The sequence below is a fragment of the Marinobacter sp. Hex_13 genome, assembly GCF_001566815.1.
Classification (GTDB): Bacteria; Pseudomonadota; Gammaproteobacteria; order Pseudomonadales; family Oleiphilaceae; genus Marinobacter; species Marinobacter salarius.
In genome coordinates, this window is sequence record NZ_LSMM01000002.1 from 202,527 (window position 1) to 220,131 (window position 17,605).

Below are 17,605 nucleotides of genomic sequence, written 5' to 3' on the forward strand. Positions count from 1 at the left end.
GGAAAGACTTTGGAGAATGCCGTGAAGAAAACGATTGTAGCTTTTGCCGTCGCCACCGTGGGTCTTGGCGGCTGTATGACATACGATCCTTACACCGGTGAGGAAAAAACCTCTAGCGCCACGAAAGGCAGCATTATCGGGGCCATTGGTGGTGCCGCCGTCGGCGCTGCAACCTCCAGCAGCAGTGACCGTGGCAAAGGCGCACTGATTGGTGCCGCATCCGGTGCGGCCATTGGTGGTGGTATCGGTTATTACATGGATAAGCAGGAAGCGCAGTTGCGCCGCAAACTCGAGGGTTCCGGTGTTCGCGTTGTACGCAATGGTGACGAAATTGAACTGGTCATGCCGGGCAACATCACCTTCGACGTCAACCAGTCCTCCATCAAGCCGTCGTTCAGCAACACGCTGGAATCCGTGGCGCTGGTACTGAAGGAATTCGACAAGACCATCATTCAGATCGAAGGCCATACCGATAGCACTGGCTCGCGGGATTACAACCAGTTGTTGAGTGAGCGCCGCGCTGGGTCAGTCAGGGATTTCCTTTTGAATCAGGGTATCGCACCCAAGAGGACCCGTGCGACAGGTTATGGCCCGCGCTACCCGATTGCCTCCAACGACACTGAAAGCGGACGTGAACAGAATCGTCGCGTCGAGCTGACACTGGTTCCCATGCAGTAACATCAGCCCAGGCTGAATCAGCGACTCCGGATCATGCCCGCGTCCGGAGCCGCTTCCCTCCCTTTTTGCTCCTTCCCCATTCTGCCATCAGCTTCAATCGTCAACATCGGCCTTTGTGCATTAAAGGTTGTTTAAGAGAGCCGAATTGGCCTCATCTGACCTGAATCGCGCTTCAATGCATGGAACGGTGAAGGGGAATGTCCCGTGGTGGAACATAAGGCTCTATGTTGTCCGTTCCCGGTGAGCCTCAATCATGGAAAATGAGCAAATGGGAGATCTGCTTTGACAACAACGATCACAAAAACAATTGGTTTTACCCTCAGTGTTCTCTTGGCCGCCCCGGCCTTCGCAGAACTGTCGGATGGTGTCGGCCTGACGGGCACTTCGGAAGCCTCCGAATCCGCGCTTCAGCCGGGAGATCGCATACCGGGGCGCTATATCCTCACACTGGCCCCGTCGATTCCTGACATGCTGGGGCTTGCCGACCTGCAGGCAAGCGTCGAATCGCTTCTGGTGGCCGTAGGTGGTGGTGATATTCTGCATGTATACCGAACTGCGATGACCGGTGCGGCGGTCACGATGACAGAGCCGCAGGCAGCACTGTTGTCATCCCTGCCTGGCGTGCTGGCAGTTGAGCCCGACCAGGTTGTTGCCGCAAATGCGGTGACGCAGGGTGATGCCACCTGGGGGCTGGACAGGATCGATCAGCCGGTGCTCCCCCTGGATGAGCAATATAGCTACCCGTCCTCTGCCGGTAACGGAGTCAGTGTCTATATCATCGACACGGGTCTGCGGGATAGCCACGATGAGTTTGCCGGGCGGGTGATTGAAGGCCGTAATTTTGCGGTGAACGACACCGGCTTGCTGGGATTGGGTGGTTTGCCGTTGATTGGCCCGATCGTCAACATTGGGGGCGAGACTGACCCGGAAGACACCACAGACTGCAATGGTCACGGGACCCATGTCGCCAGTACCGCAACTGGCACCGTCTATGGCGTTGCCAAGAACGCATTCATCTCGGCCGTGCGGGTGTTGGATTGCTCCGGTGCCGGTTCTAACGCGGATGTGATCGCAGGTGTTGACTGGGTGGCTGAGAACCATCAGGCGCCGGCCGTTGCCAATATGTCCCTTGGTGGAGGGAGCTCAGACGCTCTGGACGATGCCGTGCGTGGTGCGATAGAGCAGGGAGTGACGTTCGTGGTGGCCGCCGGTAACAGCGATGCTGACGCCTGTTCCGGCTCTCCAAATCGGGTTGCACCAGCGGTAACCGTAGGAAGCACTACCCGCGAGGATCAACGATCGTCGTTTTCCAATCACGGAGAGTGCCTGGACCTGTTTGCCCCGGGGTCTGACATCACCGCGGCCTGGTATCAGGAGGACGATGAAGTAAACACCATCAGCGGGACCTCTATGGCATCGCCACACGTAGCGGGCAGCGTTGCCCTGATCCTGGGGGCTGAACCCGGTCTGTCACCGGCATCGGTCAGCACCAGGCTGGACGAGCTGGCGACCAGAAATGTACTTGGGAGTATTGAAGAGGGCTCTCCCAATCGTCTGCTAAGAGTGCCGCAGTAATGCTTGAGGGCCGGAACGATCCCGTTCCGGCCATTTATCGTTTCCTAGTTCTTCCCGCCGGGAAGCCACTCGTCAATCCTTGCCTTCAGGTCCCGCAACTGGTCTTCCCCTGAATCCCGGATTTCCGAAATCTTCTTGCGTGCTTCTTCGACGTGTTCTTCCAGCGCCTGAATGCGCTCGGAGAAATCTTTCTGGATTTCAGCCTCTGCCTGGTCGTCCTGGGCTTTTGCCATCCTTTCCTCAGCATCGGCCTGCAGGCTCTGGATCTGTTTGCTCCAGTACTCGGTCTGGGTTTCCAGTTTTTTCTGCAATGACTCCTTCAGTGACATGGAATGCTCCTTGGAGTGAATGTTGGATGCAATGTTAAAGCTTTCACTTCCATCATGGCTGCATCTGATGACATCTCAAGGTCAAGTGCCCTAAAAGAGGATTAATAAGAGGTCATGTGCGGGAGTTGGCCTGTTTGGCCATAAAAAAGCCGGGACCTGTTGGCCCCGGCTTCTTTGTGGTGCTGAAACACCGTCTGGATCAGAACAGCACGCGGCAGCGGATGGTGCCTTTGACTTTCAGCAGTTTCTCAAGTGCCAACTCGCCGTACTCCTTGTCGACGTCGATCACCACGTAACCAATGTCTTCCTTGGTTTGCAGGTACTGGCCACAGATGTTGATGCCGTTTTCCGAGAACACCTGGTTGATTTCCGACATCACGCCCGGCACGTTTTCGTGGATGTGCAGCAGGCGGTGCTGGTTCGGATGTGAGGGCAGGGCCACTTCCGGGAAGTTCACGGAAGAGACAGACGTGCCGTTGTCGCTGTACATGGCCAGCTTTTCTGCCACTTCGCGGCCAATGTTTTCCTGTGCCTCAATGGTGGAGCCACCGACGTGCGGAGTCAGGATCACGTTGTCGAACTCGCGCAGTGGAGAGATGAACTCTTCATTGTTGGACTTGGGTTCAACGGGGAAGACATCAATGGCGGCGCCCAGGAGCTTGCCACTGCCCAAGGCATCGGCCAGGGCGTCAATGTCTACCACGGTGCCCCTGGAGGCGTTCATCAGGATGCTGCCCGGTTTCATCTGGGCGAATTGCTCGGCCTTGAACATGTACTTGGTGGACGGCGTTTCGGGAACGTGCAAGCTGATCACATCGCAGGTGTTGAGCAGTTCCTGCAGGGTGCCTACCTGAGTGGCGTTGCCGATCGACAGCTTGGAGACTACGTCGTAGAAATACACGTCCATGCCCAGGCCCTCGGCCAACACGCTGAACTGTGTGCCGATGTTGCCGTAGCCGATGATGCCGAGCTTCTTGCCGCGGATTTCATAGCTGTCCTTGGCGGACTTCAGCCATTCGCCGCGATGGGCCTTGGCGCTCTTCTCGGGGACACCGCGTAGTAAAAGAATCGCCTGGGCCAGAACCAGTTCCGCCACACTGCGCGTATTGGAAAAGGGGGCGTTGAAAACAGCGATGCCGCGACGTGTGGCTGCCTGAAGGTCAACCTGGTTGGTGCCAATGCAGAAACAGCCCACCGCTACCAGTTTCTGGGCAGCGTCGAACACCTTCTCGGTCAGTTGGGTGCGTGAGCGGATACCCACGAAATGAGCGTCGGCGATTTTCTCCACCAGCTCATCTTCGGCCAGCGAATGAGTCAGGAATTCGATGTTGGTATAGCCTGCGGCGTTCAGAGTATCAATGGCGGACTGGTGCACGCCTTCCAGCAGCAGGATGCGGATTTTGCTCTTTTCAAGAGACGTATTTGACATGGGCTTGCTTCCGAACCTTTCGTCATATGAAATGACCCGTGAGTACCGCTGTTGGCGGGCGGGCTCACAGAACAGGGGCGGTATGATACCATAAACGCAGATTTTCACAGCGCGTCGGACCACCTGAATCAACTCTGCCTACCGACGCACTGATTAACCCTTTGCGAGACCGGACTATCCATGACTCCTGAACAGATCGTTGCCTCCCTCAAAGCCCTGATGGAAGGGGGCCAGAGCCCCGGGAAAGTGCTGACCGACGCGGCTGACCTGGAAAATTACGGCAAGGACTGGACGAAGATCTATCCACCCAAGCCTGTGGCCATCGTACTGCCAAAGACCACCGAACAGGTGCAGGCGCTGGTGAAGTTTGCCAATGAAAACCAGGTGGCTCTGGTGCCTTCCGGCGGTCGCACAGGTCTGAGTGCAGGGGCTGTGGCCGCCAACGGAGAGGTTGTGGTGGCGTTCGATAATATGAACCAGATTCTGGATTTCAGCGCCAGCGACCGCACCGTGAAGTGCCAGGCCGGCGTAGTGACGGAACAGTTGCAGAATTATGCCGAAGACAACGGGCTGTATTACCCGGTGGATTTTGCATCGGCTGGTTCCAGCCAGTTGGGGGGGAACCTCTCCACCAACGCTGGCGGCATCAAGGTAATCCGCTACGGCATGAGCCGCGACTGGGTCGCGGGCCTGAAGGTGGTGACCGGCAAGGGTGATATCCTGGACCTTAACAAGGATCTGGCGAAGAACAACACCGGGTACGATCTGCGCCATCTGTTTATTGGCGCGGAAGGGACCCTCGGGTTCATTACCGAAGCGACCATGAAATTGTCCCGAAAGCCGGATAACCTGACGGTGTTGGTGTTGGGCCTGAATGACCTGACCAACACCATGGACGTGCTGCAGACGTTCCAGAAGCAGATCGACCTGACCGCCTACGAGTTTTTCTCCCATCAGGCCATGGGTCACGTACTGGCCCATGGCCAGGTGCAGGCGCCGTTCGAAACCGAGGCGCCGTACTACGCGCTGCTGGAATTTGAGGCGGTGTCTGATCAGGTGATGGACGATGCCATGGCCCTGTTCGAGCAGTGTGTGGAAAACGGTTGGGTGCTGGATGGCGTGATCAGCCAGAGCGAAACCCAGGCCCAGAACCTATGGCAACTGCGGGAGCGCATTTCCGAGTCCATTGCACCGCGGACGCCGTATAAGAACGATATCTCTGTGGTGGTTTCCAAAGTGCCAGGGTTCCTGCAGGAAATCGATGCGGTGGTCACTGAGCACTATCCAGATTTCGAGATCATCTGGTTTGGGCACATCGGAGATGGCAACCTGCACCTGAACATCCTCAAACCGGAAGACATGGCCAAAGAGGATTTCTTCGAGAAATGCCAGCAGGTGAACAAATGGGTCTTCGAGATTGTTGAACGCTATCAGGGCAGCGTGTCTGCCGAGCATGGTGTCGGCATGACCAAGAAGCCGTATCTGGAGTACACGCGCAGCGCCTCTGAAATTGCCTATCTGAGGGGAATCAAGCAGGTCTTCGACCCCAACGGTGTGATGAACCCCGGTAAGATCTTTGACTGAAGGCGTGGAGGCAATGCGGGTGGCTCCCGGGAGCGACCTAGATGGTAGAGCAGCTTTCCCAGTGTGAAGGCGACTGTTTTCTCCTGACCCCCAACCGGTCCATGAACTGGCGTGGGAATATTCGCATTTGGCTCGCGGCTGTCCTCCTTTCCCTGCTGATTTCTGCCGGCATGCTCCTGGCGGGCGCATGGCCGGTGCTGCCGTTCGCTGGCCTTGAGTTGACGGCATTGGCGGCGGCGTTTTACTACACTTCCCGTCAGTGCCAGAAGCGCGAAGTGTTGACGTTTGCTCCGGAATTGATCCGTCTTGAAAAAGGCCTGACCCGCAAGGAACAGGAGTGGGAGCTGCCTCGCCGTTATACCCGCGTCTGGCAGGATATGCCACGGCACCCCTGGACACCGCCCAAACTGCATCTTCAGTGCCGGGGCGAGGAGATTACCCTCGCTCCCTTCCTCAATATCGATGATACCGAGGAGCTGGTTGCTATCCTGGAGAAGCACGGGCTGAGAGTGGAAAAACGGCGCAGGCCTGAGAAGCTCTGGTTCTGACGATACTCACCTGACAATCAAAGTGTTGCTGTATGAAAGATCACATCGTTGTGCTTACCGGCGCCGGTATCAGCGCCGAAAGCGGGCTTTCCACATTTCGCGATAATGGCGGCCTGTGGGAACAACACAGTGTTTATGACGTTGCGACGCCAGAAGCCTTTGCCCGCAACCAGGAACTGGTGTTGCGCTTCTATAACGAACGCCGCCGGCAGTTGAAGTCGGCACAACCAAATGACGCCCACCGCTTGCTGGCGGAACTGGAGCAGCATTACCGGGTAACGATCATTACCCAGAACGTGGACAACCTGCATGAGCGGGGCGGCTCCAGCAATGTTATACACCTGCACGGCGAACTCACCAAAGCCCGCAGTTCGACGCATCCGGAACTGATTTACGACATCGGATTCAACGACATACAGCCCGGAGACACCTGTGATCGCGGCTCCCAGCTTCGGCCGCACATCGTATGGTTCGGCGAGGAAGTGCCGATGATCGAGGCCGCAGCGGAGATCGTGCCCACCGCAGATCATCTGCTGATTGTGGGCACGTCCCTGCAAGTCTACCCCGCAGCCGGGCTGGTGGATCTGGTGAATTTCGATGTGCCGGTAACGGTCATCGATCCTGGTGAACCGGCGAGCCTTTCGAGGGCGAAGGTTATTCGCAAGGGCGCCGGTGAGGGCGTTGCGGAGTGGATGAAGGGGCTGGGGTTATAACGCCAGATACTCCTCGAGTTCTTCCCGAAATGCTGCTTGCACCCCCAAACGCTTCATCATCCAGTAATGGCCGGCAATCATTCGGTCAATGAAGATGCTCTCTACCGGCGGCTTGAAGTAGTCCAGGTACTTGAACACGGTGGTGGTTTTTGCAGCGACGTCCTTGTGCAACTCAGACTCGGCAAAGTCGTAGGGGGTGTCACTGTCAAAGGGCTGAATTAGAATGTCCCGCCACATGGCATAGTAGGCTTCGTCCACCGCCGGCTGTGATTCCACGCGAGCACCAAGGGCGATCAGGTGGCGATCCAGGGCGGCGTAATCCTCTTCCAGGGCGGAGACCAGGGCGTTGCGATAGGCCTCGACGATTTCCGGCTTCAGCTTTTTCACGCAACCAAAGTCATAAAGGATGATGGTGCCATCGGGCCGGTAGGCGAAATTGCCGGCGTGGGGGTCGCCATGGATGCACTGGTAGCGGAAAAGCTGGTCCGCCATCATGGTGAAGATGCGGTGCCCGATCAGGTTGATGGTGTCCTGATCGTATCTTGCGGGGGTTACCTCGCTGATATGGTCGCCTTCCACCAGCTCCATGGTCAGTACCCGCCGGGACGAGTGGCTGGCAAAGACGGTCGGGATCTCGATCCAGTCGTCACTGGCATGGAATGCCTGGAATTCCTTCAGGTTGCGGGCCTCGTTCTCGTAATCCAGTTCCTCTTTGAGCCGCACCCGGATTTCGCCGAACAGCTGGTCGACGTGCTCTTTCGGCATTTTCAGCAGGCCGCCCAGTTTCAGGGCCATTCGTAGCTGTTTCAGGTCGCTGTCGCAGGATTCGTCCACGCCGGGGTACTGAACCTTGACGATGACATCGGTGCCGTCGTGCAGGCGGGCCCGGTGAACCTGGCCGATGGACGCCGCCGCGTAGGGTTTTTCCTGCAGGTATTCGAACAGTTCTGACACCGGTTTGCCCAGTTCGCTCTCCACCTGACCGACAATCACCTCGAACGGCATGGGCGGGGCCTCTTTCTGAAGCCGCTCAAGGGCATCCGAGAATTCCCGGGGCAGAAAGTCCTGGGTCTGGGAGGCAATCTGCCCCACTTTCATGACCGCACCCTTGAGCTCGCCCAGGGTGTCGACAATCTGATCCGCCATGCGGGTATAGCTCTCGGAGCGGGCGCCCTCGTTGTCTTCCTCGCTGCGGAATATCCGGCGCGCACGCTGCCCGGCATACTGACCGGCCACGGACGCCGTCATGCCTGCCAGTCTGAAGAATCGTCCGCTGCGTGTGGTAACCGGTTTCTTTGCCATGCCTGTTATACGTCCTGAAGAGCCGATGGACCTGAGGAGGATCGCAATGTCCCATGCCCAGCCTAGAGCACGGTGGTCTCCACAAACAAGGCGTCTTCCAGTTCCAGAGACAATATCTGGCCGGATTCCAGGGGGCCAACGCCTTTTGGTGTACCGGTAAGAACCACATCGCCGGGCATCAGGGTGAATTGGGTGCTTATGTGGGCGATCAATGGCACGATCGGGTTCAGCATATCCCGGGTATCACCGGTTTGCTGGCGTTCGCGGTTGATGTCGAGGGTAAAGGTGAGATGGTCTCGGCGGAGACGGTCGATACACACGAAGGGCGACAGTGGGCAGGCACCATCAAAGGCCTTGGCGCATTCCCAGGGCTGGCCTTTCTCTTTGAGCCGGAATTGCACGTCTCGCAGCGTCAGGTCCAGCGCCAGGCCGTAGCCGAGAATAGCGGCTTCGGCGTCGCTGGCCGACGCATTGGTCAGTGGGCGGCCGATCAGCACGGCCAGCTCGGTTTCAAAATGAACCGCGCCCTGGTTGCGAGGGAAGTCCAGGGGGCGGGTGATGTGCACCGCGGAGGTTGCCGGTTTGATAAACAGCAGGGGCTCATCCGGAACCGGGTTGTTCAGCTCCCGGGCATGTTCCGCATAGTTACGACCGATGCAGACGATTTTGCCCAAGGGCAGGTTAACCGGTGTTCCGTCTTTCCAGTGGTGCTGATAGTCAGGCATGGCCGCTCCCGTCGTGCGTTATGGAAGGGAGCGAGACGCTCCCTAATCACCCTCAAAAGAGCAAACAGTATAAACCTTCAACTCCTCTTCCTGCAGCTTGCGTGAGCCCCCCAGGTCGGGGAGGTCAATCATGGCAGCCACTTCGACGATCTCGGCGCCAATTCTGCGAATGAGCCGTGAGGCGGCCAGCATGGTGCCGCCGGTGGCGATCAGGTCGTCCACCAGCACCACGTTGTCGCCGGGCTTGAAGGGGTCCTTGTGCAGTTCCACCGAGGCGGTGCCGTACTCCAGTTCGTAGTCTTCCACCAGGGTATCGAACGGCAGCTTGCCTTTCTTGCGGATCAGTACCAGCGAGGCGTTCAGCTCATAGGCCAGGGCGGAGCCGATGATAAAACCACGGGCATCTACGGCGGCAACGGCATCAATATCGTGGCCGTGGTAGCGGTGAACGAAGGCATCAATCAGCTTGCGGAACGCGGTGCGGTCCTGGAGCACGGTGGTGATGTCGCGGAAGGCGACGCCTGGCTTGGGCCAGTCTGGCACGGTGCGAATGGCTTTCTTGATGCTTTCTGAAAAATAGTCCATAGCGTGTCCAAGCGCTGAAAGCGCAGCTTAGGCTGCGTCCAGGAAGATGAATTTCAGGATAAAGACCACGGCGATGATGACCACGCTGGGGTTCAGGTCCGACCAGCGGCCGCTCAAGGCCTTGAGGATGGCATAGGTAACGAAGCCCAGGGCAATGCCGTTGGCGATCGAGAAGGTCAGCGGCATCATCAGGGCGGTTACCACTGCCGGTGCGGCTTCGGTGACGTCGTCCCATTCGATCAGCTTCAGGCCGCTGGCCATCAGCACCGCGACATAAAGAAGCGCCGGAGCGGTGGCGTAAGCCGGAATAATACTGGCAATGGGCGAGAGCAGCAGGCACGCCATGAACAGCGCCGCGACGACCACAGCGGTCAGGCCGGTGCGGCCACCGGCGGAGATGCCGGCGGTGGATTCGATGTAGCTGGTGGTGGTGGAGGTGCCGAGGGCAGCGCCGGACATGGTGGCTACGGAATCGGACATCAGCGCACGGCCCAGCCGTGGCAGTTTGCCGTCCTTGTCCAGCAGGCCACCGCGCTGGGCGGCGCCGATGAGGGTGCCGGAGGTGTCAAACAGGTCTACAAACAGAAAGGCAAAAATCACGCTGATCATGCCAATATTCAGCGCCCCTGCCAGGTCCAGCTGCATGAAGGTCGGCGCCAGGCTTGGGGGCGCGGACGCAAAACCGTTGTACTCCACCATGCCCAGCCCCATGGCTGCTGCTGTCACGGCAATGATCCCGATCATCACCGCACCGGTGATCTTGCGGAAGGACAGAGCACAGATCAGCACGAAACCGCCGAAGAACAACAAACTCTCGGCCACTTTTACGTCACCCAGACCAACCAGGGTGGCGGGGTTATCAACCACGATGCCGGCATTTTTCAGAGCGATCAGGGCCAGGAAGAAGCCAATGCCGGCGGAGATGCCGAAACGCAGGGACATGGGAATGCTGTTGATGATCCATTCCCGGACTTTGAAGATACTCAGCAGGAAGAAAATAAAGCCGGATATGAAGACAGCACCCAGCGCCACCTGCCAGCTATAGCCCATACCACCAACCACGGTGAACGAGAAGAACGCGTTCAGGCCCATGCCTGGCGCCAGCGCGATCGGGTAGTTGGCCCAAAGCCCCATGATCAGGGTGCCAATGGCAGCCGCCAGGCAAGTTGCCACGAATACCGCGCCGAAATCCATTCCGGTATCGGAAAGAATGCTGGGATTGACCACGATGATGTAAGCCATGGTCAGGAAGGTGGTAAAGCCCGCAAGTACCTCTTTGCGAACTGTGGTGCCATTAGCCTGGAGCTTGAATAGTCGTTCTAGCATGACGTATGCCTGCCTTACAGGGTGCTGAATGGGGGGGTGAATGAACCGGTTTCAGGAATTGGGTGAAAAAACGGCAATGTTACCGGCTGGAGGCGAGAACGCCAAGGGACGATTGATCATCGGTAGCCTCATTGCACTGTTCGCCTGTCCCGCTGGAGGCGGATGTCGAAGCGCACAGCCAGCAGTCGGGTGATGAAAATAAACAAGAGGCCAATGGTCATGGCCAGGGATTCGCTCTCTAGCAGCCACTGGCAAACAAAGTATAGCCAACAGCCGGCGAAGGATATGGACGCATAGATCTGGTCTTTGCGGAAAATCAACGGCACCTCATTGCAAAAGGTGTCACGCAGGGCACCACCAAAAGTACCGGTCATCACGCCCAGGAGTGACGCCACAAACCAGGAGTGGTCCAGGTCCAGAGCCAACTGCGCGCCGAGGATTGTGAAAACACCCAGGCCGAGGGCATCAGGAAGCAGGATGCGCGATTCGCGGATACGCTCGACACGGTGCCAGTAGCTGAACACAACGGCCATGCAGAGGATCAGGATAGGTTGCTCCTGATGCTTGATCCAGTACAACGGGTGATTATCCATCATCAGGTCCCGAAGGGTTCCTCCCCCCAGGGCGGTCACGAATCCGATGGTGAAAACGCCCACCGGGTCCATGTTCTTGGATCGGGCGATCAACATGCCGGAGATCGCAAAGGCAATCACACCGGTCATTTCCAGCACGTAAATTATGTCAAACATCTCTGGCCCTAAGCCGCGTATTGCGAACGCTGTGATCCGTTCCCGCTTTTTGAAGCGTGTTTGAGGCCTATCTTGAAGCTGTTACGCGTATTGAGCAATGACTATGTCTCTGATTCGTCTGGCCTATGCCAGTGAGTCATTTTTCCGATCAGAATAAGTCCAGCTAATCCGGAGAGATTAGATTTCTTTATTTGCTTCATGATCCGACTCTGTTTAGGTTGATAACCATCCATTGATGTTGTCCTCTATCGACCGTCCAAATATCGACTGTCCTACAACGGAGTCACGAATATGAGAGCGATCCTCTGCAAGGAATACGGCCCGGCGGAGACGCTGGTGATTGAAGACGTCACCAGCCCCGTCGTGAAAGGTCACGGGGTCAAGGTGCGCGTTAAGGCTGCCGGCCTGAACTTCCCGGATACCCTGATCATTGAAGGCAAGTACCAGCTCAAGCCCACCATGCCGTTTTCTCCCGGTGGAGAGATGTCTGGCGAGGTAATTGAAATCGGCGAGAAAGTCACTCGCTTCAAGCCGGGTGACCGGGTTGCCGGCCTCACCGGCTACGGTGCCTTTGCCGAAGAGGTGGTCGTCCCGGAGCAGAACATCCTGCCCATTCCCGAGTCCATGTCCGACGAAAAAGCGGCTGCTTTTTCCATGGTCTATGGCACCTCGTATTACGCTCTCAAGCAACGCGCCAATATCCAGCCGGGGGAAACTCTGTTGGTGTTGGGTGCCAGCGGCGGTGTTGGCCTGGCAACGGTGGAACTGGGTAAAGCCATGGGCGCCCATGTGATTGCGGCAGCCAGTACGGCAGAGAAGCTGGCGGTGGCGAAAGAGGCCGGTGCCGACGAGCTGATCAACTACACCGAAGAGCCGTTGAAAGACGCGGTTAAACGCCTGACCAACAGTAAGGGCGTGGATGTGATCTACGATCCGGTCGGCGGTGATTTTACGGAGCAGGCGTTGCGCGCCATGGCCTGGAACGGCCGTCACCTGATCATCGGCTTCGCGGCTGGCGATATCCCCAAGATTCCGGCGAACCTGACGCTGCTGAAAGGCTGTTCCGTTGTTGGTGTCTTCTGGGGCAGCTTCACCCAGCGTGAGCCTCAGAACAGCGCCCAGAACATGATGGAGCTGCTGAAGCTGTTCTCCGAAGGAAAGATCAATCCGCGAATCAGTGAAGTCTATGACTTCGAGGACTATGAGAAGGCTCTCGGGGCGCTGACCGGTCGGACTGCTACGGGGAAGGTTGTCCTTAAGGTCGGTTCTTAAGGCCGGCCCCTAGCCTGTTTGTTTCGGTGGATGCATCGGTGGGGAGCCCCTCCCAAAAAACGCTTCAAGCACATCCATGTGCGCTTGGGCTCCGCCATCCACGGCTCCGCACATTTTTGGGAGGGGCTCCCCACCGATGCAGGCAAGGCATGGGAGGTATGCCTTAGATCCAGAAAATCTCAGAACCGAACTTTTCCGGCATCAATCTCGGTAACCAGCTCGGAGGTCAACCGGGTATAACCATCTGTACCGGGTAACCAGGCGTAAACCTCCTCCCCCGGTTTGTCGATGGAATAACCGGCTTTCTGGATGTCCACCTTGCGGTACTTGAAAGTCCCCGTTTTCTCGATGGCACTGGTTACCCGAACAAACACCGGAATCGCATAGGGCGGCAGGTTGTCGCTCAGGTACCGGAACAGTCGGTTCACATCAAATGCCTGGCCATTGGCGTGGGGAACCAGCGTTACCATGCCGGCCTTGCCGTTGGTGCCCGGAATCTCCACCCCATAGACAATGGCTTCCTCCACCATATTGGAACCGTCGATGATGTTCTCCACCTCGGTGGTGGATACGTTTTCCCCTTTCCAACGAAAAGTGTCGCCCATACGGTCCACGAACTGCAGGTGTCCGCAGCCGATTTCTTTTAGCACGTCACCGGTGTTGAACCACTGGTCGCCTTTCTTGAAGGCGTCCCGCAGGATCGATTTTTCCGTGGCTTCTTTCTGGGTATAACCCTCGAAGGACCACTTCTTGGTGATCTCGCCGATCAGCAGGCCCGGCTCGCCCTTTTCGACTTCCTGCATGAATCCGCTGTCGTTCCGAACCGGGTCGCGGGTGCCGTCGTGGAATTTGACCAGTTTGTAGGGGGCGGTGGAAAAGCCAACGGTGTTGTCCAGGTTGAAGAAATTGCTGAAGCCGATGTTGCCCTCGCTGGAGGCATAGAGTTCCGCCACGGTTTCGATGCCAAAGCGTCCCTTGAACTCCTTCCAGATGGACGGGCGCAGGCCGTTGCCGATCATCTTGGTGAGGTTGTGATTGCGGTCCTGTTCGCTGGGGGGCTGATTCAGCAGGTAACGGCAGAGTTCGCCCACGTAGCCAAAGGTGGTTGCCTGGAAATACCGCACGTCGTCCCAGAACGCGCTGGCGGAGAATTTTCGGCGCAGGGCAATGGCAGAGCCACCGGCCATCACGGATCCCCAGCACACCAGCAGGGCGGTGCCGTGGTACAGCGGAAGGGTGCAGTAAAGGACATCGTCCGGTTTCATGTCCAGGGACATCATGCCGAACCCGCCGTAGGCTTTCATGAACTTGCGGTGGCTGCCCGGCGCCGCCTTGGGTAAGCCAGTGGTGCCGGAGGTGAACAGGTAGATGGCGGTGTCACCCATGGTGGGCGGATCGGCCGGCTTGGGGGCCGTATTCCGATGGGCGCTGACCTTTGCCGCCATGTTCACATAGCCCTCCGGTGCATCGCCGAAGATGTTCATGGTGTTGGTATCGGCCAGGAACAGGAATGGGTTGGGGTGGCTGGTCCTGATGTCGGCTTTCACGCCGTCAAAGGCCTCCACCAGTTCCTCCCCCACAACGACCATTTTAGGACTGACCAGATTGATGCTGTGTTCCAGTACGCGCCCCTTCTGGGAGGTGTTGAGCATGGCACAGGCCACGCCCACCTTGGCGGCGCCGGCGACCACGGCGAGCAGCTCCGGGCGGTTTTCCAGGAATACGGCGATGGTATCGCCCCGGATAAGGCCCTCTGTCTTCAGGAAACCGGCAATGCGGTTGGCCCAACCGTTGAATTCCCGCCAGGTAATGCTGCGGTCTTCGAACAGGATGGCCGGGCGGTGTCCGTATTTTTCGGCGTTGCGGTCCACCAGGGTGCCAAGGGTCAGGTCCTTGTTCTCGTTCTTGACCGAGTAGTAGTAATAGCCCTTGGCAATGGCGGGAAATCGCCGGAGTATGCCCGGCAGGCTGCGAGCAATGTCACGTGGGGATACGTTGTCCTGGGTCATAGGGTCATCCGTCAGGGTCCGTGTGAAACGTTGTTGTTTATTTTGCCCCGGACAACGAATGGCTCCGGGGTTAATCCAGAAACAGATCCGGCAGCAGGGGCTTGTCGCCTGGCTGGTACCGATAATGTTCAAAATCCGTCACGCCGTCCGCCCTGAGCACGTCCTCATCAATCAGAGTCTGCCCGGTCATTGCCCCGGCAGGACGGCTGAGGATGCTCAGTGCGGCATCCGCCATGATGTCTGGCTTGCGGCCCTGGGCCATCATTTGCGGGCCGCCCACTTCAAACTCAATGGCGGCCGTGGCGATTAACGTTTTAGGCCACAGGGTGTTCACTGAAACCCCGTAACGCCGAAACTCCTCGGCCATACCCATGCTCAGCATGGTCATGGCGTACTTGGTGGTGGTGTAGGGCCCATACTGGGCGAACCACCGGGTATCCAAATTCAAAGGCGGCGACAGGCTCAGGATATGGGCCTGGTCGGACTCCTTCAGCCAGGGCAATGCCGCCTGACTGCAGAGGAATACGGCGCGAGCGTTGACCTGATGCATCAGGTCGTACCGGCTGACCTTCAGGTTCTCGACGCCGGTCAGTTTGATGGCGCCCGCGTTGTTTACCAGCGCATCAATGCCGCCAAAATGGTTCGCAGCTTCATCTATCCGCTGGCGCACCAGTTTTTCGTCTCGCACATCCAGCACCAGTGGCAGGGCCTGGCCACCTGCCTGTCGAATTTCCTCCGCCACGCTGTGTATCGTGCCTGGCAGCTTTGGATGCGGTTCGTCGGATTTTGCGCCGATCACCACATTGGCACCTTCTCGGGCACAGGCAAGGGCGATGGCTCGCCCGATGCCCCGGCTGCCTCCGGTTATAAAAACGGTTCTGTTCTTCATTGTGCTCATTGTCCGGCCTCCTCTGAGGTGGCGTCTGTGGCAGTGATCTCTACCAGTAACTGGCTGCGTTTTACCTGGTCGCCTTTGGTGGCCAGTATCTCGCCGACCGTGCCATCGCGGTCGGCTTTTACCGGATGCTCCATCTTCATGGCCTCCAGGATGACCAGGGTGTCGCCCTGTTTCACCGCCTGGCCGGCCTGAACCAGAACATCAATAATGGCGCCGTCCATGGTGGCCTTGATACGGCCACTGCCGCTGGCGGCGGCACCGCTGGCCGGCTGGTGGGTCACGTCACGCACTGCCAGTGCCTGCCCGAACGCCTGCAAATATAGGTGATCGCCCTGGCGGTGATATTGGCATCGCTGACGAACGCCGTTGTCGATAATGCATAACAGGCCATCGCCCATGCTTTCAAGGTCGAGCTCGTATTGCTCTTCGCCCAGGGTCACGGTGACATGATTGCCGGCGCGGCGGACCAGCAGTTCCAGGGTTTTATCGCCGGTATCCAGTTTCATCGGACTGACGGTCGAGGGTGCGTTGCTCCAGGCATTATTGAGGTTGGCCCGAACGTCAGGACGGCCTGAATTGCCATGGCTGAACACGCAGGCTGCCAACGCGAGCTCGCGGATGCTGATGTCTTTTGGTGCCAGGGATGGATCATCTCTGAACGCCTGTTGCAGGAAGGCGGTGGTGGCCTCGCCTTCGCCGAAGGTGTCGTCCGCGATGATGCGGCTCAGGAAATAACGGTTGGTGGTCACACCGAATACAGTGGTGTCTTCCAGCGCCCTGAGCAGTCGACGACGGGCTTCGTTGCGATTGGCCCCCCAGGCGATCACCTTGGCCAGCATGGGATCATAGTGAGGCGTAATCGAGTCCCCGGAGCGCACGCCGGTATCAAACCGCAAACCTTCGCCTTCCGCAGGCTGGAACTGGTGCAGCTGCCCGGTTTGCGGTGTGAAGCCGTTGGCTGGGTCTTCTGCGTAAAGGCGCACTTCAATGGCATGGCCGTTCAGCTGGATCTGGTCCTGTGTTAGTGGCAGCGCCAGGCCCTCGGCCACGGAAAGCTGCCAGGCCACCAGATCCTGACCGGTGATCAGTTCGGTCACAGGGTGCTCCACCTGCAGGCGGGTGTTCATTTCCAGGAAGTAGAAGTTGCGGTCCTTGTCGGCGAGGAACTCGACCGTACCAGCACCTTCATAGTCACAGGCCAGCGCCGCCTTCACGGCAGCTTCGCCCATGGCCTGGCGCAGTTCGGGTGTTACAAACGGAGAGGGTGCCTCTTCGATGACTTTCTGATGGCGCCGCTGAACTGAACAGTCCCGTTCACCGAGATACACCGCGTTACCGTGTTGGTCTGCAAATATCTGGATTTCGATATGGCGGGGTTCAATAACCGCCTTCTCCAGAATCAGCTCACCATCGCCAAAGGCCTGCTTGGCTTCGGAGCGAGCCCGCTGAATGTTATCGGCCAGTTCCGCTGCCTTTTCCACCAGACGCATACCACGGCCACCCCCGCCGGCAGAGGCCTTGATCATCAATGGGTAGCCGATATTTTCGGCGGCGTTGATGAGTTCTTCGTCGCTGGCATTGTCGCCCTCGAACCCCGGCACCACCGGCACACCGGCTTCCTGCATGGCAATCTTCGATCGCCGCTTACTGCCCATCAGCTCAATAGCCGCCTCCGGTGGCCCGACAAACACCAGGCCGGCGTCTTTGCAGGCCCTGGCAAACCCGGAATTCTCCGACAGGAACCCATACCCCGGATGCACACAATCCGCCCCGGTTTTCCGCGCCGCCTCAATAATCGCCTCTGCGTTCAAATACGACGCCGATACCTGAGCCGGTCCGATACACACCGCCTCGTCGGCCAATTCCACGTGCAGGGCCTTGGC

16 protein-coding genes are annotated in these 17,605 nt (G+C 58.1%); 6 read left to right on the forward strand and 10 right to left on the reverse strand.

The annotated features are described in order from the left end of the window. Positions 1 to 21 precede the first annotated feature (21 nt). Both AXW11_RS02270 and AXW11_RS02275 read left to right on the forward strand, forming a co-directional pair. A complete protein-coding gene (locus AXW11_RS02270) occupies positions 22 to 678 on the forward strand; it encodes a YiaD family glycine zipper/OmpA-like lipoprotein (protein WP_036210301.1) in 657 nt (218 codons plus the stop codon). Positions 679 to 960: 282 nt separating this feature from the next. Beyond that, positions 961 to 2,253 carry a S8 family peptidase gene (locus tag AXW11_RS02275; RefSeq protein WP_220387364.1) on the forward strand — a complete coding sequence of 431 codons (1,293 nt, stop codon included), beginning with the start codon at positions 961 to 963 and terminating at the stop codon, positions 2,251 to 2,253. Between the two features lie 44 nt (positions 2,254 to 2,297). On the opposite strand, the gene AXW11_RS02280 is transcribed toward AXW11_RS02275, so the two are convergent. Next, complete coding sequence (locus AXW11_RS02280; RefSeq protein ID WP_007154450.1) at positions 2,298 to 2,582, reverse strand: hypothetical protein; 285 nt, start codon at positions 2,580 to 2,582, stop codon at positions 2,298 to 2,300. Between the two features lie 199 nt (positions 2,583 to 2,781). Beyond that, positions 2,782 to 4,011, reverse strand: coding sequence for a phosphoglycerate dehydrogenase (gene serA / locus AXW11_RS02285; RefSeq protein ID WP_091640909.1), 1,230 nt, complete (start codon positions 4,009 to 4,011; stop codon positions 2,782 to 2,784). A 180-nt stretch (positions 4,012 to 4,191) separates the two neighbouring features. Here serA and AXW11_RS02290 point away from each other — a divergent pair, with 180 nt between their 5' ends. Genes AXW11_RS02290 through AXW11_RS02300 form a run of 3 tightly spaced genes read left to right on the forward strand, consistent with a single transcriptional unit; the run spans position 4,192 to position 6,856 of the window. After that, positions 4,192 to 5,595: a D-2-hydroxyglutarate dehydrogenase gene (locus AXW11_RS02290; RefSeq protein ID WP_091640911.1), complete on the forward strand. Its 1,404-nt coding sequence runs from the start codon at positions 4,192 to 4,194 to the stop codon at positions 5,593 to 5,595. A 41-nt stretch (positions 5,596 to 5,636) separates the two neighbouring features. After that, positions 5,637 to 6,143, forward strand: a complete 507-nt coding sequence (locus AXW11_RS02295; protein WP_091640914.1) for a DUF2244 domain-containing protein — start codon at positions 5,637 to 5,639, stop codon at positions 6,141 to 6,143. A gap of 32 nt (positions 6,144 to 6,175) precedes the next feature. Next, entirely contained in the window at positions 6,176 to 6,856 is a 681-nt protein-coding gene (locus AXW11_RS02300) for an SIR2 family NAD-dependent protein deacylase (RefSeq protein ID WP_091640917.1), read from the forward strand. On the opposite strand, the gene AXW11_RS02305 is transcribed toward AXW11_RS02300, so the two are convergent. The 5 genes from AXW11_RS02305 to AXW11_RS02325 all read right to left on the reverse strand — a co-directional run bounded on the left by AXW11_RS02305 (position 6,851) and on the right by AXW11_RS02325 (position 11,543). Beyond that, entirely contained in the window at positions 6,851 to 8,158 is a 1,308-nt protein-coding gene (locus tag AXW11_RS02305) for an ABC1 kinase family protein (protein ID WP_091640919.1), read from the reverse strand. The genes AXW11_RS02300 and AXW11_RS02305 overlap by 6 nt on opposite strands. A 62-nt stretch (positions 8,159 to 8,220) precedes the next feature. After that, a complete protein-coding gene (locus AXW11_RS02310) occupies positions 8,221 to 8,883 on the reverse strand; it encodes a fumarylacetoacetate hydrolase family protein (protein WP_091640922.1) in 663 nt (220 codons plus the stop codon). A gap of 42 nt (positions 8,884 to 8,925) precedes the next feature. After that, on the reverse strand, positions 8,926 to 9,468 hold the full coding sequence (locus tag AXW11_RS02315) for an adenine phosphoribosyltransferase (RefSeq protein ID WP_091640925.1): 543 nt from the start codon (positions 9,466 to 9,468) through the stop codon (positions 8,926 to 8,928). A 27-nt stretch (positions 9,469 to 9,495) separates the two neighbouring features. Then, positions 9,496 to 10,794, reverse strand: a complete 1,299-nt coding sequence (locus tag AXW11_RS02320) for an NCS2 family permease (RefSeq protein ID WP_091640927.1) — start codon at positions 10,792 to 10,794, stop codon at positions 9,496 to 9,498. Positions 10,795 to 10,922: 128 nt separating this feature from the next. Further along, complete coding sequence (locus AXW11_RS02325; protein WP_091640929.1) at positions 10,923 to 11,543, reverse strand: trimeric intracellular cation channel family protein; 621 nt, start codon at positions 11,541 to 11,543, stop codon at positions 10,923 to 10,925. Between the two features lie 291 nt (positions 11,544 to 11,834). Here AXW11_RS02325 and AXW11_RS02330 point away from each other — a divergent pair, with 291 nt between their 5' ends. Beyond that, on the forward strand, positions 11,835 to 12,815 hold the full coding sequence (locus AXW11_RS02330; protein ID WP_075196558.1) for an NADPH:quinone oxidoreductase family protein: 981 nt from the start codon (positions 11,835 to 11,837) through the stop codon (positions 12,813 to 12,815). 179 nt (positions 12,816 to 12,994) lie between these two features. On the opposite strand, the gene AXW11_RS02335 is transcribed toward AXW11_RS02330, so the two are convergent. The 3 genes from AXW11_RS02335 to AXW11_RS02345 all read right to left on the reverse strand — a co-directional run. Then, complete coding sequence (locus AXW11_RS02335; RefSeq protein WP_091640931.1) at positions 12,995 to 14,824, reverse strand: long-chain-acyl-CoA synthetase; 1,830 nt, start codon at positions 14,822 to 14,824, stop codon at positions 12,995 to 12,997. A 70-nt stretch (positions 14,825 to 14,894) separates the two neighbouring features. Then, positions 14,895 to 15,722, reverse strand: coding sequence for an SDR family oxidoreductase (locus AXW11_RS02340; protein ID WP_091640932.1), 828 nt, complete (start codon positions 15,720 to 15,722; stop codon positions 14,895 to 14,897). Continuing rightward, the coding region (locus AXW11_RS02345) for an acetyl/propionyl/methylcrotonyl-CoA carboxylase subunit alpha (RefSeq protein ID WP_286791725.1) at positions 15,719 to 17,605 on the reverse strand (1,887 nt) is incomplete at its 5' end. The genes AXW11_RS02340 and AXW11_RS02345, both read right to left, overlap by 4 nt.